This is a genomic window from Streptomyces sp. NPDC018045 (assembly GCF_044327445.1).
Taxonomy (GTDB): domain Bacteria; phylum Actinomycetota; class Actinomycetes; order Streptomycetales; family Streptomycetaceae; genus Streptomyces.
The window spans coordinates 263776-286852 of the sequence record NZ_JBIRFL010000002.1; the positions used below are offsets into that span (position 1 = coordinate 263776).

Genomic DNA, 23077 nt, shown 5'->3' on the forward strand with positions numbered 1-23077 from the left:
GTTAGAAATACCCCTCGCGCTTGCGGTCCTCCATGGCGGCCTCGGACAGCTTGTCGTCGGCTCGGGTGGCACCCCGCTCGGTGAGCCGGGAGGCGGCGATCTCCGCGATGACGGCCTCGATGGTGGCCGCGTCGGAGTCGACGGCGCCGGTGCAGGACATGTCACCGACGGTGCGGTAGCGCACCCGCCGCCTCTCGACGGCCTCGCCGTCCTTGGGGCCGCCCCATCCGCCGGGCGCCAGCCACATGCCGTCGCGGGCGAAGACCTCGCGCTCGTGGGCGTAGTAGATGGCGGGCAGTTCGATCTTCTCGCGGGCGATGTACTGCCACACGTCCAGCTCGGTCCAGTTCGACAGCGGGAAGACGCGCACGTGCTCACCGGGGGAGTGCCGGCCGTTGTAGAGCTGCCAGAGCTCGGGGCGCTGGCGGCGCGGGTCCCAGCCGCCGAACTCGTCGCGCAGTGAGAACACCCGCTCCTTGGCGCGCGCCTTCTCCTCGTCGCGGCGTCCGCCGCCGAACACCGCGTCGAAGCGGTGCGACTCGATGGCGTGCAGCAGCGGAACGGTCTGGAGCGGGTTGCGGGTGCCGTCCGGGCGCTCGCGCAGTTCGCCGCGGTCGATGAAGTCCTGTACGGAGGCGACGTGCAGCCGCAGCCCGTGCCGGGCCACCGCGCGGTCGCGGTAGTCGAGCACCTCGGGGAAGTTGTGACCGGTGTCGACGTGCAGCAGCGCGAAGGGCACCGGCGCGGGCGCGAACGCCTTCAGCGCCAGGTGCAGCATGAGGATCGAGTCCTTGCCGCCGGAGAAAAGGATCACCGGCCGCTCGAACTCGCCCGCCACCTCGCGGAAGATGTGCACCGCCTCGGACTCCAGCGCGTCCAGGTGGCTCAGCGCGTACGGGTTGCCGGCGTCGCCGGTGCTCGGGGTGCTCTCGCTCACGGCGGCGGCGGTCGTCATGCCAGTCCCCTCTCGGTGAGCAGCGCGTACAGCGCCGCCGCGGACTCCCGCACGGTCTGGGTGTGCGACGCGAGGCGCAGGTCGGGCGACCCGGGCGCCTCGTACGGGTCGTCGACGCCGGTCAGCCCGGAGATCTCGCCCGCCGCCTGCTTGGCGTACAGGCCCTTCACGTCCCGCTCCGAGCACACCTCGACGGGCGTGGCGACGTGGACCTCCAGATACGGCGTGCCCTCGCGCTGGTGGCGCTTGCGCACCGCCTCCCGCGAGTCCGCGTACGGAGCGATCACCGGCACCAGTGCCAGGACGCCGTTGCTCGCCAGCAGCTCGGCGACGAAGCCGACGCGCTGCACGTTGGTGTGCCGGTCCTCCCGGCTGAAACCCAGCCCCGCCGAGAGGAACTCGCGGATCTCGTCGCCGTCCAGCACCTCGACGCGGCGGCCCTCGTCCCGCAGCCGCTCCGCCAGCGCGTACGCGATCGTGGTCTTGCCGGCGCTGGGCAGGCCGGTCAGCCACACCGTGGCGCCCGTCATCTCTCGCTCCCGAAGGTCCTGGTTCTCGTTGTGGTCCGGCGTCCGGCGGCCGGGCTCCCCGGGGCCGCTCATACGTGCAGCCCGCATTCGGTCTTGTCGTTGCCGGCCCAGCGGCCGGCCCGCGCGTCTTCGCCCGCCAGCACCCGGCGGGTGCAGGGCGCGCAGCCGACCGAGGCGTAACCGTCCAGCAGCAGTGGGTTGGTGAGCACGCCGTGCTCGGCGACGTACGCGTCCACGTCCTGCTGGGTCCAGCGCGCTATCGGCGCGACCTTCACCTTGCGGCGCCGCGCGTCCCAGGCCACCACGGGGGTGCCGGCGCGGGTCGGCGACTCGTCGCGGCGCAGCCCGGTGGCCCAGGCGTCGTAGCCGGCCAGGCCCTCTTCGAGGGGCGCGACCTTGCGCAGCGCGCAGCACCGGTCCGGGTCGCGGTCGTGCAGCTTCGGCCCGTACGCGGCGTCCTGTTCGGCCACCGTCTGCCGCGGCGTGAGGGTGATGACGTTGACGTCCAGCACCGCGTCCACCGCGTCCCGGGTGCCGATGGTCTCCGGGAAGTGGTAGCCGGTGTCGAGGAAGACCACGTCGACGCCGGGGAAGGCGCGCGAGGCCAGGTGCGCGACGACCGCGTCCTCCATGGAGGAGGTGACGCAGAAGCGCTTGCCGAAGGTCTCGGCGGCCCAGGTGAGGATCTCCGGCGGGGACGCGTCCTCCAGGTCGCGGCCCGCCCGCTCGGCGAGCGCGGCCAGCTCGGTCTCCGTATGCTCCTGAGTGGTCGTCATATGCTGCCCCCTTGGCGGTGGTCGTGCTGCCGGTCCCGGGCAGTGACGCCCTTGGCCAGCAGACCGAGGAACGAAAGCCGGAACGCGCGGTTGCACGCCCCGCATTCCCACGCGCCGTGTCCCTCCTCGGAGGGGCGCAGGTCCTCGTCCCCGCAGTACGGGCAGTAGAACGGCGCGGCCCGCCCGCTCACGTCAGCGCACTTTCTTCCGCGCGGGCGGCCCAGGCGGCGAACCGCTCGCCTTCCGCACGCTGCTCCTGGAACCTGGTCAGTACCCGCTCGACGTAGTCGGGCAACTCCTCCGCGGTGACCTTCAGGCCGCGGACCTTGCGGCCGAAGCCCGCCTGGAGGCCGAGCGCGCCGCCCAGGTGCACCTGGTAGCCCTCGACCTGGTTGCCGTCGGCGTCCAGCACGAGCTGTCCCTTGAGGCCGATGTCCGCGGTCTGGATGCGGGCGCAGGCGTTCGGGCAGCCGTTGATGTTGATGCTGAGCGGCTCCGCGAAGTCCGGCATGCGGCGCTCCAGTTCGTCGATGAGCGAGGCGCCGCGCGCCTTCGTCTCGACGATCGCCAGCTTGCAGAACTCGATGCCGGTGCAGGCCATCGTGCCGCGCCGGAAGGGCGAGGGCCGGACCTGGAAGTCCAGCGCCTCCAGCCCCGCGACCAGCGGCTCGACCTGGTCCTCGGCCACATCGAGGATGATCATTTTCTGCTCGACGGTGGTGTTCAGCCGGTCCGAACCGTGCATGGCGGCCAGTTCGGCGATCTTGACGAGGGTGGCGCCGTCCACCCGGCCGACGCGCGGCGCGAAGCCCACGTAGAACCGGCCGTCCTTCTGGCGGTGCACGCCCACGTGATCGCGCCAGCGCGAGCTGGGCTCCGCGGGCGCCGGGCCGTCGGCCAGCTTCCGTTCGAGGTACTCGTTCTCCAGCACCTCGCGGAACCTGACCGGGCCCCAGTCGGCCATCAGGAACTTCAGCCGGGCGCGGTTGCGCAGCCGCCGGTAGCCGTAGTCGCGGAAGATCCCCACGACGCCGGCCCACACGTCCGGCACGTCCGCCAACGGCACCCAGGCGCCCAGCCGTTCGCCGAGCCGCGGGTTGGTGGACAGGCCGCCGCCCACCCACAGGTCGAAGCCGGGCCCGTGCTCGGGGTGCTCGACGCCCACGAACGCGATGTCGTTGATCTCGTGGACCACGTCCTGGACCGGCGATCCGGAGATCGCCGACTTGAACTTCCGGGGCAGGTTGGAGAATTCCTTGCTGCCGATGTAGCGCCGCTCGATCTCCTCGATCGCGGACGAGCCGTCGACGATCTCGTCGGCCGCGATGCCGGCGACCGGCGAACCGATGATGACGCGGGGGCAGTCGCCGCACGCCTCGGTGGTCGACAGACCGACCGACTCCAGCTTCTCCCAGATCGCCGGGACGTCCTCGATGCGGATCCAGTGCAACTGGATGTTCTGCCGGTCGGTGATGTCGGCGGTGCCGCGGGCGTACTCCTGGGAGACCTCGCCGATCGCCCGGAGCTGGGCGACGCTCAGCCGCCCGCCGTCGACGCGGACCCGCAGCATGAAGTGCTCGTCGTCCAGCTCCTCGGGCTCCAGCACCGCGGTCTTGCCGCCGTCGATCCCGGGCTTGCGCTGGGTGTACAGGCCCCACCAGCGCATCCGGCCGCGCAGGTCGCTGGGGTCGATCGAGTCGAAACCGCGCTTGGCGTAGATCGTCTCAATGCGTGTCCGCACATTGAGACCGTCGTCGTCCTTCTTGAACTGCTCGTTGCCGTTCAGCGGCGTGAAGTGACCCACGGCCCACTGGCCCTCGCCGCGGTGGCGTCCGGCCTTGCGGCGGGTCGTGGCGGGACCGGTTCGTTCGGGGGTGGCGGCCATGGCGGTATGTCCTTCTGGGCGGCTCGGTGAGGGCGGGGGCGGGCAGCGGCAACCCCACCGTGACCTGCGAGGACGCGCCTCGGCGCGGAGTGGCGCGAGGTGCTGGTACGAGGGTGTCCGGGGCGGGTCGGATCAGGGGTGCCCGCGCGTCCGCGGCGGTGGGGACGGCGAGAGGGATGACGTTGCTGAGACTGTCAGCCCGCCGGACAGATGGCGCTGGACATGCGGCCGAGGTCGACGTGCCGCCGACTCACCAAGGCAATTCCAGCTTCAGACATGACGGAAGCGTGTCATGGCGCTCTTGAGCCAGTCCACCGTCTTCCATGATGTGGACGAGACTGTCTCGGATGGTGAGAAGCAGTGGTGCCGGTCACGCCGCGGACGGGCGGGAACCGTGGCCCCGCCCTTCCCTCATTCCGGCGTACCGGCGTACCGGCGGATTTCTCCGGCGTACCGCAGAACGCCCCGTTCCCGGTCAGGCGCCCGGCCACGGCCCCGGAGCAGGCACCTCCGCTTCTTCGGTCACCTCGGTCGCGCACACCCGGAAACCGCGCCGCCGGTAGTTGTCCAGCGCGTGCGGCCCGTCCTTGCTGCACGTGTGCACCCACACCCGCCGGGTCTTCGCCCGCCCCGGCCACCGCTCGGCCAGGTCCCAGGCCCGCGCCGTCCCGTACGACAGCAGGTGCCCGCCGGTCCGCCGCCCGCGGAAGGCCGGCAGCAGACCGAAGTAGCTGATCTCGACGACCCCTTCGGCCTGCGCGTCCAGCTCCACGAAACCGGCCGGCGTGTCCCGCTCGTACGCCACCCATGTCTCCACGCCGGGCCGCCCGAGGAACTCCTCCCACTGCCCGTACGTCCACCCCAGCCGGTCGGTCCAGGTGATGTCCCCGCCGACGGACGTGTACAGGAACCGGCTGAACTCCGGCGAGACCACCTCCGCCCGGGCGATCCGGATCCGCTGGTCCTCCGGGGGAGCGGCGGGTGCGAGGTCGTCGGGCGCGGTCTGTTCGAGGTACCAGGTGGTCACGGTGAGAGCCATGGGGGACAGGAAATCATGTGGCGCCGCGCGGCCTTCCGGCCGACGCCCCCGCCCGCCGCTGCGTCACGCGTGCCGCGCCGCCACCACCGCCGGCGCCGTCGAATGCGGCAGCAGGTCCGCCGGGCGGGGCGGCAGGCGCAGTTTCACGTCCACCCCGTCGGCGAAGCGGTACGGGCGGTGCGCCAGGACGCTCGCGAGATGGCGGCGCAACCGGGACAGCTCGGCCCGTACCGTGACCGTTCGGGCGCGGTCCCCGAAGAGGTCGTGCGCCAGATCGGCCGCGCTGCGCCCCTCCGGCCGGTGCGCCAGCACGAACAGCACCTCCGCGTGACGCGGACTCAGCTCGTGCGTCCAGCTTCCCGCCGGCCCGGTGACCGTGACCGCCGGCCGGGCGCGGCTGCCGAGGTCCAGCAGCACCCGGTTGGCCCGCGGCTCCTCGCCCCGCGGCGCGCCGACGCGGATCAGCCAGCCGCCGGGCAGCGGCTCCAGCGTGCACATGCCGTAGCGCGGCAGCCACAGCGGCCCGCACGCGGGGGATTTGGGCAGCGCGACCCGGTCCGGCGGCGCCAGCCCGGTGACCGCCGCCGTCCAGCCGTCCTTGTCGACGGCCAGCGCCTGCCCGCCCAGCCGGGCCAGCACGGGCGCGGCGCTCGCCCGCAGCCGGTCCAGCGCGCTGTGATGCCGTTCGCGCAGCTCGGCCTCGGCCAGCCGGGCCACCGCGGAGACCAGCGAGAGGGTGCTGGGGTGGAAGGTGGCCGCCGGGCCGCTCACGTCCACGATGCCCAGCAGCCGCCCGTCGCGCGGATCGTGCAGCGGTGCCGCCGCGCAGGTCCACGGGTGGTGGGTGCGCACGAAGTGCTCGGCGGAGTGCACCAGGACGGGGCGGCGGGCCACCAGCGCGGTCCCGATGGCGTTGGTGCCGACGACCTCCTCGGTCCAGTCCGCGCCCTTGTCGAAGCCGTGCCGGTCGGCCATCCGCCGGACCGGCGCGCAGCCCTCCCGCCACAGCACCCGCCCCTCGGCGTCCGTGACGACCATGATCTGCTGCGCGGCGTCCGCGGCCGGCAGCAGATCACCGGTGAACAGCGGCAGCAGCGACGCGAGCCGGGAGTTGTGCCGCCGGTGCTCCAGCTCCTCGACGGTCAGTGGGCGTTCGCGGCGGTCCCGGTCCGGGTCGAGGCCGCGGTCCAGCGCCCGGCGCCAGGACGCGCTGATCACGGAACGGGGGGCGGTGGCCACACGGTCGCCGCAGAGCGCGGCCTCCCGGAGCGAGGCGAGCCGCCGCGTCGTCTCGCGTACCTCCAGGGCCGGCCGGGTGCCCAGGTCGCTCGGTCTGTCGCTCACACTCTTCTCTCCGTCGTGCACTGTCCGTGGTTGCCGCGCATGGCTGCCGCCCGTGGTCGCAGCCCATGGTGCCGTCACCGGGCCCGTACGGACGCGGATTCCCGGCAATCGGCTGCAACCGGCTGCAACCGTTGTGGCGTATGACGGCGGCGAGGAGGGTGACCGGCAGGGCGCCGGCTGCCGCCGACCCCGCGGAGGTCCGCCCTGACCCGGCCGGACGGCGCGGCGGAGGAGACCGCCGTGACGGCGCCCCGGCAGCGGGTGGCAACAGACCTCGCGGACCGGTCCCGAGGGCCGGCCCGAGACCGGGGAGCGGCGCCGGGTCGGCGCGGCACCGCTCCCCGCCCGCACGGTGGCGGGCCCCGCGCCCCACCCCCCTCTTGAGGGAACGGGGCCCGCCACCGCGTACCTCAGTGCCGGTGCCCGCGCCTCACCCCGCCGCCACCGGCCGCGCCCGCGCCACGATCGAGCGCAGGTCCAGCGTGTGCGGCAGGGTGCCGAAGCAGGCGCCGTGGTCGGTGCCCAGGCGCGAGGCGCAGAACGCGTCGGCCACCTCGGGCGGCGCGTACCGTACGAGCAGCGAGCCCTGAAGGACCAGCGCCAGCCGCTCGGCCAGCCGCCGGGCGCGGGCCTCGATGCCCTCCAGGTCGGCCAGCTCGGTGAGCAGCCCCTTGATCGCGCCGTCCAGCCGGTGGTCGGCGCCCCGGGCCGTGCCGATCTCCGTCAGGAACGCGTGCAGCGCCGCCGGTTCGCGGCGCAGCGCCCGCAGCACGTCCAGGGCCTGGATGTTGCCCGACCCTTCCCAGACGGAGTTCAGCGGCGACTCGCGCAGCAGCCGCGGCATCCCGGACTCCGCCACGTACCCGTTGCCGCCGAGGCACTCCAGTGCCTCGGCGGCCACCGGTGTGCAGCGCTTGGTCACCCAGAACTTGGCCGCCGGGACCGCCAGCCGCAGGAAGTGCCGCTCCTGGTCGGTGTCCGCGTCGTACGCCGCCGCCAGCCGCAGCGCCAGCGCCGTCGCGGCCTCCGACTCCAGCGCCAGGTCGGCGAGGACGTTGCGCATCAGCGGCCGGTCGGCGAGCGGGGTGCCGAACGCGTGCCGGTACGCGGTGTGGTGCAGCGCCTGGGCCACCGCCTGCCGCATCACCGCGGCCGAGCCGGTCACGCAGTCCAGCCGGGTCGCCATGACCATCTCGAAGATCGTCGCGACCCCGCGTCCCTCCTCGCCGACCCGCCGCGCCCAGGTCGTGCCGTCGAACTCCACCTCGGCCGACGCGTTCGCGCGGTTGCCGAGCTTGTCCTTGAGCCGCTGGACGCGGAAGGCGTTGCGGCTGCCGTCCGGCAGCACCCGCGGCAGCAGGAAACAGGTGAGCCCGTCGCCGTCCGCCCGCCGCGACGCGTCGCCGGACGTGCGCGCCAGCACCAGGAAGGCGTCCGACATCGGCGCCGAGCAGAACCACTTGTGCCCGGTCAGCACGTACTCCCCGTCGCCCGCCAGGGGCTCCGCGCGTGTCGTGATCGCCCGTACGTCGCTGCCGCCCTGCTTCTCCGTCATCGCCATCCCGGCCAGCGCGCCCGGCTTCTCCGCCACCGGCCGCAGCCCCGGCTCGTACACCCGCGAGGTCAGCAGCGGCTCCCACTCCGCCGCCAGCGCGGGGTCGGCCCGCAGTGCCGGCACCGCCGCGTGCGTCATCGACAGCGGACAGCCGTGGCCCGCCTCGGCCTGCGTCCACACCAGGAACCCCGCGGTCCGCCGGACGTGCCCGGCCGGCCGCGACCAGGCGTCGGTGAGCCCGGCGGAGACGGCGTGCCCCAGCAGCCGGTGCCACGCCGGGTGGAACTCCACCTCGTCCACCCGGTGGCCGTAGCGGTCGTGGGTACGCAGGACGGGTGGATTGCCGTCGGCCTGCGCGCCCCAGCGCTGCGCGTGCGCGGAGCCCGCCGCGCGGCCCAGCTCGCCCAGCTCGCCCCGTACCTCGGCCCGCAGCGCGGGCGGGACGTGCCGCGCGACGCCCTCGGTGAGCGCCGCGTCCGCGGCGAAGACGTCGTACCCGACCAGGGGCGGAGGCTGGTTGGTGACCGTATGAGTGGTGGCTGCCATGACAGCTACGGTAAGGAGGTGCAGCCAGTGAAAGAAGCAGCGCAGCGGCCGTCCGGCCGTCTGCACAGGGCCCGGGTCCTGTACCGCAACGTCTCCAAACGCCGCCTCGCCTGGCTGCTGCTGAAGGACACCGTCAACTCCTGCATGGAGTACCGCGTCACCGGGCTCGCCGCAGAGGCGGCGTTCTTCTGCCTGCTGTCGCTGCCGCCGCTGCTCCTGGGCTTCATCGGTCTGCTCGGCTACATGGAGCCCTGGATCGGCCGGGAGACCATCGACCACATTCGCGAGAACATCCTCAGCGCGTCCGACACGCTGCTGTCCAGCAAAGGCGTCAACGAGATCGCCCGGCCGCTGCTCGACGACATCTTCACCGGACGCCGCCCGGACGTCATCTCCCTCGGCTTCGCCATCGCCCTGTGGTCCGGCTCCCGCGCGGTCAACGTCTTCGTCGACACCATCACGATCATGTACGGCCTGGACGGGCGGCGCGGCATCGTCCGGACCCGGCTGCTGGCCTTCGTGCTCTACCTGGCCGCGCTGGTCGTCGGCGCGGTCGCGCTGCCGCTGATGGTGGTCGGCCCGGACACCGTGGTGAGCTGGATGCCGGCGAGCGAGACCGCCATCCGCGTGCTGTACTGGCCGGTCGTGCTGATCCTGTCCGTCGCCTTCCTCACCACGCTCTACCACGTCTCCGTGCCGGTGCGCTCACCCTGGCGCGAGGACATCCCCGGCGCGGTCGTCGCCCTCGCCATGTGGGTACTGGGCAGCCTGCTGCTGCGCGTCTACCTCACGCAGACCGTCGAGGGTCCCACCATCTACGGCTCCCTGGCCGCGCCGGTCGCCGTCCTGCTGTGGATCGGCGTCTCCGCGTTCGCGGTCCTGGTGGGCGCGGCCATGAACGCCGCCCTCGACCGGGTGTGGCCCTCGGTCGCCACCGCCGCGGGCCGCGCCGAGAAGGAACGCCGGGCCCGCGAGGTGGCCACGGCCCGGCGCTCCGCCCTCGCCGCCGTCGGCCGCGGGGCCGCGGCCCCTGAGGCAGCCACTTCCGTCGGCGTCCCGCAGCCGGCCGACGAGGCCGACGGCGGCGGCGGCGACGACGACGCCGACGACGCCGACGACGCGAACGACGACGGCCCGGGCACGCCGCCTCCGTCCGAATACCCCGAGCGCTGGGCCCGCTTCCTGCCGCCCGCCGACATCAGGGCCCGGCTGCACACGTACACGAAGCGGCCCTGGCGCCACTGAGAGGGGGCTCGCCGGGGGCGGGTGCCCGGGGTCGGGCGCCGCCGCGAGCCGGGCGGGCGGGTCTCCGTGTGCTGAATTCGGGTGACCGGTGTGCGGGGCGATGGCGATGGGAGCCGAGGTGTCAGGCCGGTGTCGCATGGTGCTGTCCAGGGATCGGATGTCGTGCCACCTCATGTCAGGGAGACCCGTCCATGCGTTCATGTCACCGCGGGCTCGTCGCTCGCCGGCCGCGGGGTGTCCGGTGCTGACCGCGTCGGCCGCGCTGGGCGCTGTGGTGTTCGTCGTGGTGGCGGTGGCACTGGCCGTGGCGCGGGATCTGGAGAACGCCCGGCGAAGGCGGTCGCGGCACCGTGATGATCATGTTTCGCGCTCCGCGGGGCAGGAGGTGGGCGAGCAGCCGTAACCGCCCCACGGAAGTGAAGGAGCACCACCAGTGGCCGCACCTTCGGGAGTTGACGGGCCACCGGCCCCGTCCCGCGCCCGTACCTACCCGATGCGGCGGACGGTCTTCGTCCTGGCCGTGGTCGGCGTCCTCGTCTGCGGGGGCTTCCTGGCCGTCCGCGAAGCCGCCCGGTGGGCGGCGGAACACCCGGGCCCGGCCACCGTCGTGGCCGTCGCCGCCCTCCCGTTCGTCCTGGCCCTGGTCGTGGTGGCGATCCGGGGCATGCCGCGCCTGCGCGAACTGCGGCGGGCGGCGCGGGCGGGGAAGGCGGAGGCCGAGGCGGAAGCGGCCAGGGCGGCGGTGGTGGCGGACACCGCCCCGGCCGTCGTGGACGACCCCGCGCCCACGGCCGTCACGTGGAGCGTCGACGACTTCCTCGCCATGGACGCGGACGCCTTCGAACAGGCGGTGGCCCGCCTCTGCGCACGCGACGGCTGCCGGGACATCCAGGTCGTCGGCGGCGCGGGGGACCTGGGCGCGGACGTCCTGGCCACCACGTCCGACGGCCGGCGGATCATCATCCAGTGCAAGCGCTACGGCCCGGCGAACAAGGTCGGCTCCCAGGACGTACAGCGCTTCGGCGGCACCTGCTGGACGGTGCACGGGGCCGAGATCGCGGCCGTCGTCACCACCAGCACCTTCACCGACCCCGCCACCGACTACGCCGACACCTGCGGCATCCGCTGCTTCGACGGCGACCAGCTCGTGGCGTGGTCGAACGGGGCCGGGCCGACGCCCTGGGGCTGACGGGGCGTACCGCGTTCCCCGCGTGCCCCGTCACCCTGCCCTAAACGACCGGCACCCGCAGATACCGCCCCGCCGTGTGCAGGTCCGCCTCGATGCGGGCGGCGGCGGCACGCAGGGGTGGGAGGAGGGCGTCGCGGTCTTCGGCGGGGGAGTGGCGGCCGGCGTGGGTGGAGATGTTGACCGCGGCGACGACGCGGGAGCGGCGGTCGCGTACGGGGACGGCGATCGAGCGCAGGCCCTCCTCCAACTCCTCGTCCACCAGGGCGTAGCCGTCCTCGCGGGTCTGCTCCAGGAGGGCGGCGAGGCGGTCGGGGGCGGTGACGGTGTGCCGGGTGAGGGGGGTGAGGGGGGTGAGGCCGGCCCGGGGGAGGTGGGCGGCGCGTTCCTCCGGGGTGAGGTCCGCGAGCAGCACCCGGCCCATGGAGGTCGGGTAGGCGGGGAAGCGGGTGCCCACGGTGATGTTGACGCTCATGATCCGTACGGTGGGCACCCGGGCCACGTACCGGATGTCCGTACCGGACAGCACCGCCATCGACGCGGAGTCGTGCACCTCTGCCACCAGTGCGGCCAGGTGGGGCCGGGCGATGTCCGGGAGGGTCAGCCCGGAGAGCGGGGCGAAGCCCAGTTCCAGCACCTTCGGCGTGGGGCGGAAGAGGCGGCCGTCCGAGGTGAGGTAGCCGAGGTGTTCGAGGGTGAGCAGGGCGCGGCGCGCGGTGGCGCGGGCCAGGCCGGTGGCCTCCGCCACGGCGGTCAGGGGGAGTGCGGCCCGGCCGGTGCCGAACGCGGTGAGCGTGAGCAGGCCGCGGGCCAGGGATTCGACGAACTCCGGCCCCAGCTCCTGCTTGGAGGCGCGCATCCAGGAGGCGTGCCGGGCCGTGGAGGGGGCGGGGCCGGGTGGGGCCGGGGCGGTCAGGGAGCGTTCCATTTCGGTGACCGTGGCGCGCAGTCGGGGGAGCACGGTGGCGGGAAGGTCGCCGGCGGCCAGCCGGCTGGTGTGGCTGACGACGCTCACCGCGCACACCGGGCGGCCCCGGGGGTCGCGTACGGGCATGGCGATGGCGACCAGGCCCGGTTCGATGAGCTGGTCGTCCAGTGACCAGCCGGTGGTCCGGGCGGCTTCGACCCGGGCGGTGAAGTGCTCGGCCGCGTCCGCCCGTTCCGTACCGTCCTCGTACCGGCGGGGCGGTACGGCCGGGAACCCGGCGTCCGTGGGGTCCGCGGCGCGCCGCTGCCGCCAGCGCCGCCAGGCGTCCTCGTCCCAGTCGGCGGCGAACAGCGCGCCGACCGCGCCGCGTTCGGCGGGCAGCAGATCGCCGATGCGGAACGCGAGTGACATCGCCCGCCGCCGCGTCGCCTGGTGGACGAAGCGGATCCCGTCACCGTCCGGCACGGCGAGCGAGACCGACTCGTCGAGCGCGTCGGCGAGCCGGTCGGCGGCCGGGGCGAGCCGGTCGGGCAGTTCGGCGGCGGCCAGGTAGGCGTTGCCGAGTTCGAACAGGCCGGGGGCGAGTACCGCGTCCCGGCCCGTGACGCGTACGTGGCCGAGGCGGGCGAGGGTGCTCAGGACGCGGTCGACGGTGGAGCGCGCCAGGCCGGTCGCGCGGACGAGGTCGCCGACGGCCTGCCGGCCGCCGCCGGCGGAGAGCGCGCGCAGCACGGACAGGCCGCGCGTCAGCGGTCCGACCGCCTCCCGGGGCGGCGGTGACGGCTCGGTGGCGGGGTGCGGCATCAGCTCTCCACAGCGCGGGATTCTCAATCGGGACCGTACCCGCCGGCCCGTTGACAGGGCCGGGAGAGGGGGACAGACTCGGGGCACCCCGATTATGAACCAAAGTTCACCTGGCGAACAAGGCGTGCGAGGCGGGACAGTGGCAGGATCCGCCGGGCGCCGGCCCCAGGACGACGCGAGGGCGAGGACATGGCCGACATCCGTTCGCTGCACGACGCCGTGCGGGACCTGGTCCACGACGGGGACACCGTCGCGCTGGAGGGCTTCACCCACCTGATCCCCTTCGCCGCGGCACACGAGATCATCCGGCAGGGCGTCACCAATCTGACGCTGGCCCGGATGACCCCGGACGTGGTCTACGACCAGCTCATCGGCGCGGGCGCCGCCCGCAAACTGGTCTTCTCCTGGGGCGGCAACCCCGGCGTCGGCTCGCTGCACCGCTTCCGCGACGCGGTCGAGAACGGCTGGCCGCACCCGCTGGAGCTGGACGAGCACAGCCACGCGGGGATGGCCAACCGCTATGTCGCCGGTGCCTCGAAGCTGCCGTTCGCGGTGCTGCGCGGCTACCGCGGCAGCGGCATCCCCGGCCGTACGGACACGGTCGCCACGGTCATCTGCCCGTTCACCGGCGAGGAGCTGGCCGCCGTGGCCGCCCTCCGCCCGGACGTCACGGTCATCCACGCCCAGCAGGCGGACCGGGACGGCAACGTGCAGCTCTGGGGCCTGACCGGGGTGCAGAAGGAAGCGGTGCTGGCCGCCGCGCGGGTGCTGGTCACCGTCGAGGAGATCGTCGAGGGCGCGCTGGAGCCCCGGCCCGGCTCGGTGGTGCTGCCCGGCTGGGTGATCGACGCCGTCGCGCACGTGCCCGGCGGCGCCCACCCCTCGTACGCGGCCGGCTACTCGGTCCGGGACAACGACTTCTACCAGGAATGGGACGCCGTCTCCCGCGACCGGGACACCTTCGCGCACTGGCTCGACGAGCACGTACGGAAAGGGAGCCGATGAGCGGTACGGACGACGGCGCGCGCTGCGGCCGCGACGAACTGATGGAGGTCAACGCGGCCCGCGCGCTGGCCGGCGCGCGGAGCTGCTTCGTCGGCATCGGGCTGCCCAGCACCGCCGCCAACCTGGCGCGCCGCACCGTCAACCCGGACCTGGTCCTGGTGTACGAGTCGGGCACCATCGGCTCCCGGCCGACGCGGCTGCCGCTGTCGATCGGCGACGGCGAACTGGCCGACACGGCGGACGCGGTGGTGTCCGTGCCGGAGATGTTCAACTACTGGCTCCAGGGCGGCCGGATCGATGTGGGTTTCCTCGGGGCCGCCCAGCTCGACCGGTTCGCCAACATCAACACCACGGCCGTGGACCGCGGCCCGGGCCGGCCCGAGGGGCGGCTGCCCGGCGCGGGCGGCGCCCCCGAGATCGCCGCCAACTGCGGTCAGGTGCTCATCGTGCTGCGGCACACCCGCCGCAACCTGGTGCCCGCGCTCGACTTCGTCACCACCGTCGGACACGGCGCCGGGCCCGGCGACCGGGCCGCCCTCGGGATGCGCGGCGCCGGGCCCACCGCCGTCATCACCGACCTCGGCGTCTTGCGCCCGGACCCGGACACCGCCGAACTCGTGCTGACCGCACTGCACCCCGGCGTGGCGCCGGAACAGGCACGCGAGGCAACCGGCTGGCACCTGCGCGTGGCACCGGACCTGACGGACACTCAGGCGCCGTCCGACGCCGAGCTGGCCGCCCTGCGCGCCCTCAAAGCAGCCGGGGGGAGGGCATCATGAGCACCATGGACGTCCGTGCCGGTCCCGCCTCCGGTCCTGCTTCCGGCCTGCTTGCGGTCCTGCCCCCGGCTCTGCGCCCGGCTACATCTCTGGCCCTACGTCTGGAGAACTCCCGATGACTCCACCCAGCGCCTCCGCCGCACCGGCACCCCCGGCCGCCACCGCGTCCACCGACCCCGCGACAGCACCGGCGCCGCCGCCCCCGGTCCCCGAACCGCAGTCCGTCATCGACCGCGAGATCGCCGCGCTGCACACGGCCGCCGCCCGCGCCCGCACGGCAGGCGGGCCCGTACCGGCGCACCCCGCCCGCGACTTCGCCCCGTACCGCAGTACCCGCCTGCGCCACCCCGTCCAGCCGTCGGCCGCGATCGACGCGCTGCGCGACCCGGAGGCCGTCGAACTGTCCGGGCCCGCCTTCGGCGGCACCGACGTCACCGCCCTGGACGCCGACCTCACCCGGCAGCATGCCGGCGAGCCGCTCGGCGAGCGGATCACCGTCACCGGCCGGGTACGGGACCGCGCCGGGCGCCCGGTGCGCGGCCAGCTCGTCGAGATCTGGCAGGCCAACGCCGCCGGCCGGTACGCCCACCAGCGCGACCGGCACCCGGCGCCGCTCGACCCGAACTTCACCGGCGTCGGCCGCTGCCTGACGGACGACGCGGGCCGGTACGCGTTCACCACCGTCCGGCCCGGCGCCTACCCGTGGCGCAATCACCACAACGCCTGGCGCCCGGCCCACATCCACTTCTCGCTCTTCGGCACCGCCTTCACCCAGCGGCTGGTGACGCAGATGTACTTCCCCGGCGACCCGCTGTTCCCGTACGACCCGATCCTCGCCGCGTGCACCGACCCGCGGGCCCGCGAACGGCTGGTCTGCGCGTACGACCCGGACCTGGCGCGCGCGGAGTGGTCCCTCGGCTACCGCTGGGACATCGTGCTGGACGGACCGTCCGCCCTGTGGACCGAGGAGGACCACTGATGTCCGCCACACCGCACGAGCCCGCGCCGCGCCACGATGGCCGACCGCCGCGCCCCGAAGGCCGACCGCCGCAGCCCGGCTCCGTACCCGGGACGTCCGGCTCCGTACCGGCGACGCCCGGCCTCGTACCGGAGTCCTCCGGCCCCGCCCCGGAAGCGCCCGGCTCCGTGCCCGAGGCCCGAGCGCCCGGCGCGCTCGCCCCCACGCCGTCCCAGACCATCGGCCCCTTCCACGGCTACGCGCTGCCGTTCCCCGGCGGCGGTGAGATGGCCCCCGCCGGGCACCCCGACACCGTCACCCTGCACGGCCGGGTCCTGGACGGTGCGGGGGAGCCGGTGCCGGACGCGCTGCTGGAGTTCTGGCAGGCCGGGCCGGACGGCAGCCTGCGCGGCGCGCCCGGTTCAATGCGCCGCGATCCGGCGACCGGCGCGGTCGTCGGCCGGGACGGCGTGGACTTCACCGGCTTCGGCCGGGTGCCCACCGGCGCCGACGGCCGCTACGTCCTGCGTACCCTGCCCGCCACGGCTCCGGCGGGCCACCCGGACGCGGCGCCGTACATCGCGGTGTGCCTCTTCGCCCGCGGCCTGCTGCACCACCTGTTCACCCGGGTCTACTTCCCCGAGGACACCGCGGCCCACGCCGCCGACCCGCTGTTGTGCCGGCTCCCCGCGCACCGGGCGCGCACCCTGATCGCACGGGCCGACGGCGAGCGGCGGTACCGCTTCGACATCCGCCTCCAGGCGGCCGACACCGGGAGCGGGGCCGCGGACGGCGGCGAGGAGTGCGAGGAGACGGTCTTTCTTGAGTTCCGCTGACCATCCCACGGGTACGTGCCCCGAGGGCGCCGACACCGGCCTGCTCGCCCCGGGCGCGGTGGACTCGGCCGTCGAGGCCGCCACCGGCGATGCCGCGTACGTCCGTGCCCTGCTGGACGCGGAAGCGGCCCTGACCCGAGCGCAGGCGGCGGTCGGACTGGTACCGGCCGCCGCGGCCGAAGCCGTCACCGCGGCCGCCCGCGACACCGGCCGTTTCGACGCCCGCGACCTCGCGGTGCGGGCCCGCTCCGGCGGCAACCCGGTCATCCCCCTCGTCGCCGCGCTCACCTCCGCCGTGGCCGGGCGTGACACCGCGGCCGCCGCGTACGTCCATCGCGGCGCCACCAGCCAGGACATCCTCGACACGGCCACGATGCTGGTCTGCGCACGCGCCCTGGACGCCGTCCTCGGCGACCTGGACGACACCGCCGCCACCTTGGGCCGGCTGGCGGCCGGACACCGCGACACCCCGATGGCGGGCCGTACGCTCACCCAGCACGCGGTACCGACCACGTTCGGCCTCAAGGCCGCCGGCTGGCGCGCGCTGGTCCTCGCCGCCCGGGACCGGCTCGCCGCCGTACGGTCCACGCTGCCCGCACAGTTGGGCGGCGCGGCCGGCACCCTCGCGGCGTTCCACGCCTTCGCGGAGGCCGACGGCCGGGCGCCGGGCTCCGGGCCCGGCACGGACCTCGGCACCCGGCTGCTCGCCGCGTACGCCGCGCAGACCCGCCTCGCCGAACCGGTACTGCCCTGGCACACCCTGCGCACCCCGGTCGCCGACCTCGCCGGCGCGCTCGCGCACACCGCGGGCGCCCTCGGCAAGATCGCCGCCGATGTGCTCACCCTGTCCCGTACCGAGATCGCGGAGCTGGCCGAAGGCAGTGGCGGCGGCTCGTCGGCCATGCCGCACAAGTCCAACCCGGTACGGGCCACGCTGATCACCGCCGCCGCTCGGCAGGTCCCGGCCCTGGCCGGGGTGCTGTACGGAGCGCTGGCCGCCGAGGACGAACGGCCGGCCGGAGCCTGGCACGCCGAGTGGCAGCCGCTGCGCGACGCCCTGCGCCTGGTGGGCGGCGCGGCCCGGGACGCCGCCGAACTGACCGCGGGCCTACGGGTGCGGCCGGAGCGGATGCGCGCGAACCTCACCGCGACCGGCGGACTGATCGTCGCCGAACGCCTGGCGGCCGTCCTCGGCGCCCACCTCGGCCGGGACACGGCGCGACGGCTGCTCACCGAGGTGGCGCGCCGGGCGGCCGCGGAGGGCACCGGCCTGGACGCGGTGCTGGACCGCGTCCTGCGCGACCGGCACCCCGCCACCGCCGAGGCCTTCCCCGCCGCGCGGCTGCGGGAACTGACCGACCCCACCGCGTACACGGGCTCGGCCGGGGCGCTCGTGGACCGCGCCCTGCGCCGCCCCGGCCCCCGCCCCGCCGCACCGGAACCGCAGGAGAACGCATGACCGCCTCCGCCGCCCGCCCGCTCCCGCACCACCGCGAGGACGGCCCCGCCGAGGCGCCGCCGCTCCTCCTGGGCCCGTCCCTGGGCACCACGCTGTCCGTGTGGGACCCCCAGGTGGAGGCACTGGCGCGCCGGTTCCGCGTGGTGCGCTGGGACCTGCCGGGGCACGGCGGGACACCGCAGGACGTGCTCGCGGGCCGTACGGACGGGCCCTGTACGGTCGCCGCCCTCGGCGAACTCGTCCTCGCCCTCGCCGACTCCCTCGGCATCGACCGGTTCGCGTACGCGGGCATCTCCCTGGGCGGGGCGGTCGGCGCCCGGCTCGCGGCGCACCACCCCGAGCGGATCGCCTCCCTCGCCCTGGTCTGCTCCTCCGCCCGCTTCGGCGAGCCCGGGACATGGCACGACCGGGCCGCCCTGGTACGGGAACAGGGCATGGCGCCGGTCGCCGCCACGGCCGCCGGCCGCTGGTTCACCCCGGCCTTCGCCGGGACCCCGGCGGCGGACGGGCTCCTGGCCGGGCTGCGGACCGTGGCGCCCGAGGGGTACGCGGCCTGCTGCGACGCGCTCGCCACCTACGACCTGCGCGGCGAACTGGACCGGATCGACGTGCCCACCCTCGTCGTCGCGGGCCGCGCCGACCCCGCGACGCCCCCCGCCCACGCCCGCGCCCTCGTCGACGGCATCCCCGCCGCGAGCCTGACCGAGGTGGCCGGGGCGGCCCACCTGGCCAACACCGAACGGCCCGGGCCCGTCCTCGCCGCCCTCCTCGGCCACCTCACGGCGTACCAGCCGCCGTACGACGATCCGGCGGGCCCGTACCGGGACCGGGCCGCGGACGGCCCCATGGAGCCCACCGGAGCCCCTGCGGAGCCGCCCACCGACGCCCCCATGGAGCCCACCGGATCCCTCACGGAGCCGCCCACCGACGACCGCGCGCGGCGCGCCGCCGGCAGCGCGGTCCGCCGCGCCGTCCTCGGGGACGACCACGTCGACCGCGCGGCCGCTCGCACCAGCGCCTTCACCGCCGTCTTCCAGGACTTCATCACCCGCTGCGCCTGGGGCGAGATCTGGACCCGGCCCGGCCTGTCCCGCTACACCCGCAGTTGCGTCACGATCACCGCCCTGGTGGCGCGCGGGCACCACGAAGAGCTGGCGCTGCACCTGCGCGCGGCCCTGCGCAACGGGCTGTCCGCCGAGGACCTCCAGGAAGTGCTGCTCCAGTCGGCCGTCTACTGCGGCGTACCGGCGGCCAACTCCGCGTTCGCGCTGGCCGACCGTGTCCTCGCCGAAGACCGCGAAGGAAAGTGACCCCGATGAGCACCGGCCCCACGCCCCACGCGCGCACCACCGCCCCCGCCCCCGCCACGACCACGGTCGGCATCGTCGGCGGCGGCCCGGCAGGACTGCTTCTGGCGCGGCTGCTGCACCGCCGCGGCATCGACAGCGTCGTCCTGGAGAGCCGCGACCGCGCCTACGTCGAACGGCGGCAGCGCGCCGGCGTCCTGGAACAGGGCACCGTCGACACGCTGCGCGACTGCGGCGCGGGGGAGCGCCTGGACCGGCGGGGGCTCGTCCACCACGGCGTCCAGCTCCGCTACGGCCGGCGCGCGCACCGCGTCGACCTGTCGGCGCTGACCGGTGGCCGCAGCGTGGTGGTCTACGCGCAGACCGAGGTGGTCAAGGACCTCATCGCCCTCCAGCTCGCCGACGGCGGCCCGCTGGTCTTCGGCGCGCGGGCGCTCGCCGTGACCGGCGCGGACACCGAACGGCCCGTGATCCGCTATGCGCACGAGGGCCGCGAACACACCCTGACCTGCGACTACGTCGTGGGCTGCGACGGTTTCCACGGCGTCACCCGCGACGCGGTGCCGGCCCGGGTCCAGCGCACGTACCAGCGCGGCTATCCGTACTCCTGGCTCGGTGTCCTCGCCGAGGTCCCGCCGTCCGGCGACGAGCTGGTGTACGCCCACTCCGACCGCGGCTTCGCCCTGCTCAGCATGCGCTCACCCACCGTCAGCCGCCTCTACCTCCAGGTGCCCAACGGCACCGACCCCGCGGCCTGGCCCGACGAGCGGATCTGGGACGAACTCGACGCCCGCTCGGCCGTCGACGGCCCCTGGAAACTGACGCGCGGCCCGATCACCGCCAAGTCCGTGCTGCCGATGCGCAGCATGGTCACCGAACCCATGCGGTACGGGCGGGTGCTGCTCGCCGGGGACGCGGCGCACATCGTCCCGCCGACCGGCGCGAAGGGACTCAACCTCGCCGTCTCCGACGTCACCGACCTGGCCCGCGCCTTCGCCCATCTGAAGGACAGCGGCTCCACCGAGCTGCTGGACGGCTGGTCCGACACCTGCCTGCGCCGCGTCTGGCGCGCCGAGCACTTCTCGTACTTCATGACGACGACACTGCACACGGCGCCCGGCCAGAGCGCGTTCGACACCCGGCTGCAGATCGCCCAGCTCGACCGCATCGCCTCCTCCCCGCACGCCGCCGCCGAGCTGGCCGAGAACTACACGGGCCTCCCCCAGGTGCCCGGGCCCCGGTTCGAGGCCGCGGCCAGGGGTACCCGCCGCGGCGCCGGAACACTGTCGGCACCATCACCGTGACGGAGGTACACGGACATGAGCGAACAGCCGGACGTCGTCGAACTGCTCAAACAGCAGCACCGGCAGATCCGCGAGCTTCTCGACGAGGTCGGTGACTCCAAGGACGCGGACCGCGCGGACGCCTTCCACCGCCTGGTGCGCCTGCTCGCGGTGCACGAGACGGCCGAGGAGGAGGTCGTCCACCCGTACGCCCGCCGGCACATCGACGGCGGCGACCAGGTGGTCGGCGAACGGATCGAGGAGGAGGAACGCGCCAAGGTGGTCCTGAGCGAGCTGGCGTCGCTGGACACCGGAGCGCCGGAGTTCCACGACCGGTTCATCGCGCTGCGGCAGGACGTGCTCGCCCACGCCGACGCCGAGGAGCGGATGGAGTTCGCGCAGTTGAGGCACACGACGGACCAGCGTGGCCTGGAGACGCTGGCGCGCGCCGTCAAGGCCGCCGAGGCGCTGGCGCCGACCCGGCCGCACCCCGGTACGGACACCGCGGCCAAGAACCTCGCGGCCGGGCCCGTGGCCGCGGTGATCGACCGCACCCGGGACGCCGTACGGAAGGTCATGGGGACCTCCTGACCACCGGCCCCGGTCCCGCCGGGGCCACCGTCGGCACGGGGCGGGCGGTGAGTGCGCGGTGTGTCCTTCGCCGGGCGGCGCGTCGGCCGGCCGCCGTCGCTGGTCGGCCGGCAGCCCGTCGCGCAGCGTCGAACGTCGAACAGAGTCACCCATGACCGTTGTCCGTGCCGCCCTTGCCCGCGGTCTTCGCCTTGCCCCCGCCCTTGCCCGCGGCCCTGGACGTGCTCTTGCCGGACGGCTCGCCGTCCTCCCCGGACTCCGCCGCCACGTCCTCGGCCACCTGCCTGAGCGTGTGCCCGCTGAGGGCCGAACGTGCCCGGCGGGGGTCGGGTGTGCCCCGGCCGCCCGCGTGCTCGTCGTCCGCCTTCACCAGCAGCCAGGATTCCCGCTCGTCGCTGTCCGGGCCGCCGCGGAACCGGGTGAGGGCATAACCGCCGTGCAGTTTCCTTCCCTCCATCCAGAATCGCGCATGGCCCTTTTCCAGCGATTCGGCGAACGCCACCGGGCGGCCTTTCCTGTCGTGCGACATCGGGCGGTAGTGGCCCTGATCCCACACGATGACGGTGCCGCCCCCGTACTCGCCCTTCGGAATGACACCTTCGAAATCCCGGTATTCCAGCGGATGGTCCTCGGTCGGCATCGCCAGCCGTTTGTCCTTGGGATCCGCGGACGGGCCCTTCGGTACGGACCAGGATTTCAGGACCCCGTCGACCTCCAGCCGGAAGTCGAAGTGCATGGTGCTCGCGTCGTGAATCTGCACCACGAACCGCGGCTTCTCGGAGGAGGCCGGGGAATCGCCGCCCCGCGGCTCGGAGGTCCGGTCGAAATGCCGCTTGGACAGATAAGTCCGCAGCGGTTCGCCGCTCATGGCCGGCCCGCCGGGTCAGCGGCCGAGCGCCTTGGCGAGCTGGTCCTTGTTCATGGTCGACCGGCCTTCCACCCCGCGCTTCTTGGCCTCGTTGTAGAGCTGGTCGCGCGTGGGGCCCTTGGAGCCGGTGCGGTTGCCGGAGCGCTGGCCGCCGCGCTCGGGCGCCGACTTGCTGTCCTTGGTAGAGGACTTGCTGGCCGACTTGGACTCACCGGAGCGGGCGCGTTCCTTGTTCACGGTGCGGGCCGCGATCTCCTTGGCCCGGCCCTTGGACGTCCCGCGCTTCTCGGCGCCTTCCTTGATGTGCTCGTACTGGCGCTCACGCTTGGCGTTCGATCCTGCGGGCATGGTGCTTCTCCTTCGTCTCGCACACGCCCCGGACACGTACGGCGTACCTGTCCCGGGCCTGCCGTATACCGTTTCTCCGACTACGGTTACCCGTGCCGGGCAAGCTGTAACGAACGGCTTGCCCGACTGCCCCGACGGGCCGAACGCGGCGGAATGCACGGCATGCTTCCGGCCTGGTGGATCACGCGCCGGACTTGCGGGCCCGTACGCACCGGATGAATTCCTCCGCGTACGGCAGGGCGACGCAAGCGCCCACCCCGGCCGCGATACCGGCGAGGTATTTCCCGGGCAGCGGACGCTCCTTGGGCAGCAGTTTCCACGCGCCCGGCTGCCGGCCGCCCTGCGCGAGGTCCCGTACGGACTCCCAGTGCAGGCAGGACGTGATGACGACGGCCGCCAGCGGGAGTACCTCCAGAAAGCTGTGGATGTGCTGCTCCACCGGGCGCACCTCACGGTCCTCGGTGGCCACCGTCACGTCCCAGATCGCGGTCGCGCTGTGCGCGGCGGCGGCCCCGCCCATCATCGTCAGCACCAGCGGGTTGATCCGCGCGACCAGTCCGGCCAGCACCGGTACTCCGGCCTCCGCCATCATCACCGCGTGGATCGCCGACTCCTTGACGCCGGTGGTCTTCTCGATGTTCGTGCGCCGGTGCATCACCCAGTCGGCGACGGCCGGCACGAACCACATGGGCAGGACCCCGTACATCAGGACGCGCTGTGTCGCGTTCTCCACGTCCGTCGCGCCGGGGGCGGGGCGCAGGGCCCGCCCCCGCCGCCAGTGCCGCCAGTCCTTCAACGCCGTCAACCTGGCCACGGTTCCTCCTTGCGATTCGACTCGGTCGGTGTCGGC

23 protein-coding genes are annotated in these 23077 nt (G+C 74.2%); 10 read left to right on the forward strand and 13 right to left on the reverse strand.

Translation table 11 applies throughout. From position 1 onward, the window contains the following. Position 1: 1 nt before the first annotated feature. The 9 genes from cysD to ACH4EB_RS05140 all read right to left on the reverse strand — a co-directional run bounded on the left by cysD (position 2) and on the right by ACH4EB_RS05140 (position 8630). Entirely contained in the window at positions 2-955 is a 954-nt protein-coding gene (gene cysD / locus ACH4EB_RS05100; protein WP_398345937.1) for a sulfate adenylyltransferase subunit CysD, read from the reverse strand. Then, complete coding sequence (gene cysC / locus ACH4EB_RS05105) at positions 952-1485, reverse strand: adenylyl-sulfate kinase (RefSeq protein ID WP_398346419.1); 534 nt, start codon at positions 1483-1485, stop codon at positions 952-954. The genes cysD and cysC overlap by 4 nt, the downstream gene beginning before the upstream one ends. Before the next feature lie 68 nt (positions 1486-1553). Continuing rightward, complete coding sequence (locus ACH4EB_RS05110; RefSeq protein WP_398345939.1) at positions 1554-2261, reverse strand: phosphoadenylyl-sulfate reductase; 708 nt, start codon at positions 2259-2261, stop codon at positions 1554-1556. After that, on the reverse strand, positions 2258-2452 hold the full coding sequence (locus ACH4EB_RS05115; RefSeq protein ID WP_398345940.1) for a hypothetical protein: 195 nt from the start codon (positions 2450-2452) through the stop codon (positions 2258-2260). Before ACH4EB_RS05115 ends, ACH4EB_RS05110 begins: the two co-directional genes overlap by 4 nt. Then, complete coding sequence (locus tag ACH4EB_RS05120) at positions 2449-4146, reverse strand: nitrite/sulfite reductase (RefSeq protein ID WP_398345941.1); 1698 nt, start codon at positions 4144-4146, stop codon at positions 2449-2451. The genes ACH4EB_RS05115 and ACH4EB_RS05120 overlap by 4 nt, the downstream gene beginning before the upstream one ends. Before the next feature lie 194 nt (positions 4147-4340). Continuing rightward, on the reverse strand, positions 4341-4424 hold the full coding sequence (locus ACH4EB_RS05125) for a putative leader peptide (RefSeq protein ID WP_398346420.1): 84 nt from the start codon (positions 4422-4424) through the stop codon (positions 4341-4343). Positions 4425-4621: 197 nt separating this feature from the next. Beyond that, the gene (locus ACH4EB_RS05130; RefSeq protein WP_398345942.1) at positions 4622-5185 is read right to left on the reverse strand and encodes a GNAT family N-acetyltransferase; all 564 of its coding nucleotides are present in this window, start codon (positions 5183-5185) and stop codon (positions 4622-4624) included. 63 nt (positions 5186-5248) lie between these two features. Further along, positions 5249-6529, reverse strand: a complete 1281-nt coding sequence (locus ACH4EB_RS05135) for a GAF domain-containing protein (protein ID WP_398345943.1) — start codon at positions 6527-6529, stop codon at positions 5249-5251. Between the two features lie 430 nt (positions 6530-6959). Then, positions 6960-8630 (reverse strand): acyl-CoA dehydrogenase family protein, encoded by a 1671-nt coding sequence (locus ACH4EB_RS05140; protein ID WP_398345944.1) that lies wholly within the window; start codon positions 8628-8630, stop codon positions 6960-6962. A gap of 18 nt (positions 8631-8648) precedes the next feature. Here ACH4EB_RS05140 and ACH4EB_RS05145 point away from each other — a divergent pair, with 18 nt between their 5' ends. Then, the gene (locus tag ACH4EB_RS05145) at positions 8649-9875 is read left to right on the forward strand and encodes a YihY/virulence factor BrkB family protein (protein ID WP_398345945.1); all 1227 of its coding nucleotides are present in this window, start codon (positions 8649-8651) and stop codon (positions 9873-9875) included. Between the two features lie 493 nt (positions 9876-10368). Further along, positions 10369-11064 carry a restriction endonuclease gene (locus tag ACH4EB_RS05150; protein ID WP_398346421.1) on the forward strand — a complete coding sequence of 232 codons (696 nt, stop codon included), beginning with the start codon at positions 10369-10371 and terminating at the stop codon, positions 11062-11064. 40 nt (positions 11065-11104) lie between these two features. On the opposite strand, the gene ACH4EB_RS05155 is transcribed toward ACH4EB_RS05150, so the two are convergent. Beyond that, a complete protein-coding gene (locus ACH4EB_RS05155; protein WP_398345946.1) occupies positions 11105-12793 on the reverse strand; it encodes an IclR family transcriptional regulator C-terminal domain-containing protein in 1689 nt (562 codons plus the stop codon). A gap of 189 nt (positions 12794-12982) precedes the next feature. Here ACH4EB_RS05155 and ACH4EB_RS05160 point away from each other — a divergent pair, with 189 nt between their 5' ends. The 8 genes from ACH4EB_RS05160 to ACH4EB_RS05195 all read left to right on the forward strand — a co-directional run bounded on the left by ACH4EB_RS05160 (position 12983) and on the right by ACH4EB_RS05195 (position 21011). Continuing rightward, positions 12983-13798 (forward strand): CoA transferase subunit A, encoded by an 816-nt coding sequence (locus ACH4EB_RS05160; protein ID WP_398345947.1) that lies wholly within the window; start codon positions 12983-12985, stop codon positions 13796-13798. Continuing rightward, on the forward strand, positions 13795-14577 hold the full coding sequence (locus ACH4EB_RS05165) for a CoA-transferase subunit beta (RefSeq protein ID WP_398345948.1): 783 nt from the start codon (positions 13795-13797) through the stop codon (positions 14575-14577). Before ACH4EB_RS05160 ends, ACH4EB_RS05165 begins: the two co-directional genes overlap by 4 nt. A 115-nt stretch (positions 14578-14692) precedes the next feature. Next, positions 14693-15556, forward strand: a complete 864-nt coding sequence (pcaH, locus tag ACH4EB_RS05170; protein WP_398345949.1) for a protocatechuate 3,4-dioxygenase subunit beta — start codon at positions 14693-14695, stop codon at positions 15554-15556. Positions 15557-15723: 167 nt separating this feature from the next. After that, positions 15724-16371: a protocatechuate 3,4-dioxygenase subunit alpha gene (gene pcaG, locus ACH4EB_RS05175; RefSeq protein ID WP_398346422.1), complete on the forward strand. Its 648-nt coding sequence runs from the start codon at positions 15724-15726 to the stop codon at positions 16369-16371. Beyond that, the gene (gene pcaB, locus ACH4EB_RS05180) at positions 16358-17830 is read left to right on the forward strand and encodes a 3-carboxy-cis,cis-muconate cycloisomerase (RefSeq protein WP_398345950.1); all 1473 of its coding nucleotides are present in this window, start codon (positions 16358-16360) and stop codon (positions 17828-17830) included. Before pcaG ends, pcaB begins: the two co-directional genes overlap by 14 nt. Then, positions 17827-19140 (forward strand): 3-oxoadipate enol-lactonase, encoded by a 1314-nt coding sequence (gene pcaD / locus ACH4EB_RS05185; protein WP_398345951.1) that lies wholly within the window; start codon positions 17827-17829, stop codon positions 19138-19140. The genes pcaB and pcaD overlap by 4 nt, the downstream gene beginning before the upstream one ends. 5 nt (positions 19141-19145) lie before the next feature. Next, on the forward strand, positions 19146-20441 hold the full coding sequence (locus ACH4EB_RS05190; RefSeq protein ID WP_398345952.1) for a 4-hydroxybenzoate 3-monooxygenase: 1296 nt from the start codon (positions 19146-19148) through the stop codon (positions 20439-20441). A 15-nt stretch (positions 20442-20456) separates the two neighbouring features. Continuing rightward, the gene (locus tag ACH4EB_RS05195) at positions 20457-21011 is read left to right on the forward strand and encodes a hemerythrin domain-containing protein (RefSeq protein WP_398345953.1); all 555 of its coding nucleotides are present in this window, start codon (positions 20457-20459) and stop codon (positions 21009-21011) included. 145 nt (positions 21012-21156) lie between these two features. Here ACH4EB_RS05195 and ACH4EB_RS05200 read toward each other — a convergent pair whose 3' ends face one another. From ACH4EB_RS05200 to ACH4EB_RS05210, 3 genes are all read right to left on the reverse strand, one after another. Further along, complete coding sequence (locus tag ACH4EB_RS05200) at positions 21157-21879, reverse strand: DNA polymerase ligase N-terminal domain-containing protein (protein WP_398345954.1); 723 nt, start codon at positions 21877-21879, stop codon at positions 21157-21159. 15 nt (positions 21880-21894) lie between these two features. Next, the gene (locus tag ACH4EB_RS05205) at positions 21895-22227 is read right to left on the reverse strand and encodes a plasmid stabilization protein (RefSeq protein WP_398345955.1); all 333 of its coding nucleotides are present in this window, start codon (positions 22225-22227) and stop codon (positions 21895-21897) included. Between the two features lie 181 nt (positions 22228-22408). Further along, positions 22409-23041 (reverse strand): diguanylate cyclase, encoded by a 633-nt coding sequence (locus ACH4EB_RS05210; RefSeq protein ID WP_398345956.1) that lies wholly within the window; start codon positions 23039-23041, stop codon positions 22409-22411. Between the last annotated feature and the right edge of the window lie 36 nt (positions 23042-23077).

Coding starts and splice junctions, on each gene's coding strand:
- ACH4EB_RS05125 (WP_398346420.1), bottom strand. CDS start 4,424: ATGTCTGAAGCTGGAATTGCCTTGGTGAGTCGGCGGCACGTCGACCTC.
- ACH4EB_RS05165 (WP_398345948.1), top strand. CDS start 13,795: ATGAGCGGTACGGACGACGGCGCGCGCTGCGGCCGCGACGAACTGATG.
- ACH4EB_RS05200 (WP_398345954.1), bottom strand. CDS start 21,879: ATGAGCGGCGAACCGCTGCGGACTTATCTGTCCAAGCGGCATTTCGAC.
- ACH4EB_RS05130 (WP_398345942.1), bottom strand. CDS start 5,185: ATGGCTCTCACCGTGACCACCTGGTACCTCGAACAGACCGCGCCCGAC.
- ACH4EB_RS05190 (WP_398345952.1), top strand. CDS start 19,146: ATGAGCACCGGCCCCACGCCCCACGCGCGCACCACCGCCCCCGCCCCC.
- ACH4EB_RS05205 (WP_398345955.1), bottom strand. CDS start 22,227: ATGCCCGCAGGATCGAACGCCAAGCGTGAGCGCCAGTACGAGCACATC.
- ACH4EB_RS05140 (WP_398345944.1), bottom strand. CDS start 8,630: ATGGCAGCCACCACTCATACGGTCACCAACCAGCCTCCGCCCCTGGTC.
- ACH4EB_RS05195 (WP_398345953.1), top strand. CDS start 20,457: ATGAGCGAACAGCCGGACGTCGTCGAACTGCTCAAACAGCAGCACCGG.
- pcaH (WP_398345949.1), top strand. CDS start 14,693: ATGACTCCACCCAGCGCCTCCGCCGCACCGGCACCCCCGGCCGCCACC.
- cysC (WP_398346419.1), bottom strand. CDS start 1,485: ATGACGGGCGCCACGGTGTGGCTGACCGGCCTGCCCAGCGCCGGCAAG.
- ACH4EB_RS05150 (WP_398346421.1), top strand. CDS start 10,369: ATGCGGCGGACGGTCTTCGTCCTGGCCGTGGTCGGCGTCCTCGTCTGC.
- ACH4EB_RS05160 (WP_398345947.1), top strand. CDS start 12,983: ATGGCCGACATCCGTTCGCTGCACGACGCCGTGCGGGACCTGGTCCAC.
- ACH4EB_RS05155 (WP_398345946.1), bottom strand. CDS start 12,793: ATGCCGCACCCCGCCACCGAGCCGTCACCGCCGCCCCGGGAGGCGGTC.
- cysD (WP_398345937.1), bottom strand. CDS start 955: ATGACGACCGCCGCCGCCGTGAGCGAGAGCACCCCGAGCACCGGCGAC.
- pcaD (WP_398345951.1), top strand. CDS start 17,827: ATGACCGCCTCCGCCGCCCGCCCGCTCCCGCACCACCGCGAGGACGGC.
- ACH4EB_RS05120 (WP_398345941.1), bottom strand. CDS start 4,146: ATGGCCGCCACCCCCGAACGAACCGGTCCCGCCACGACCCGCCGCAAG.
- ACH4EB_RS05110 (WP_398345939.1), bottom strand. CDS start 2,261: ATGACGACCACTCAGGAGCATACGGAGACCGAGCTGGCCGCGCTCGCC.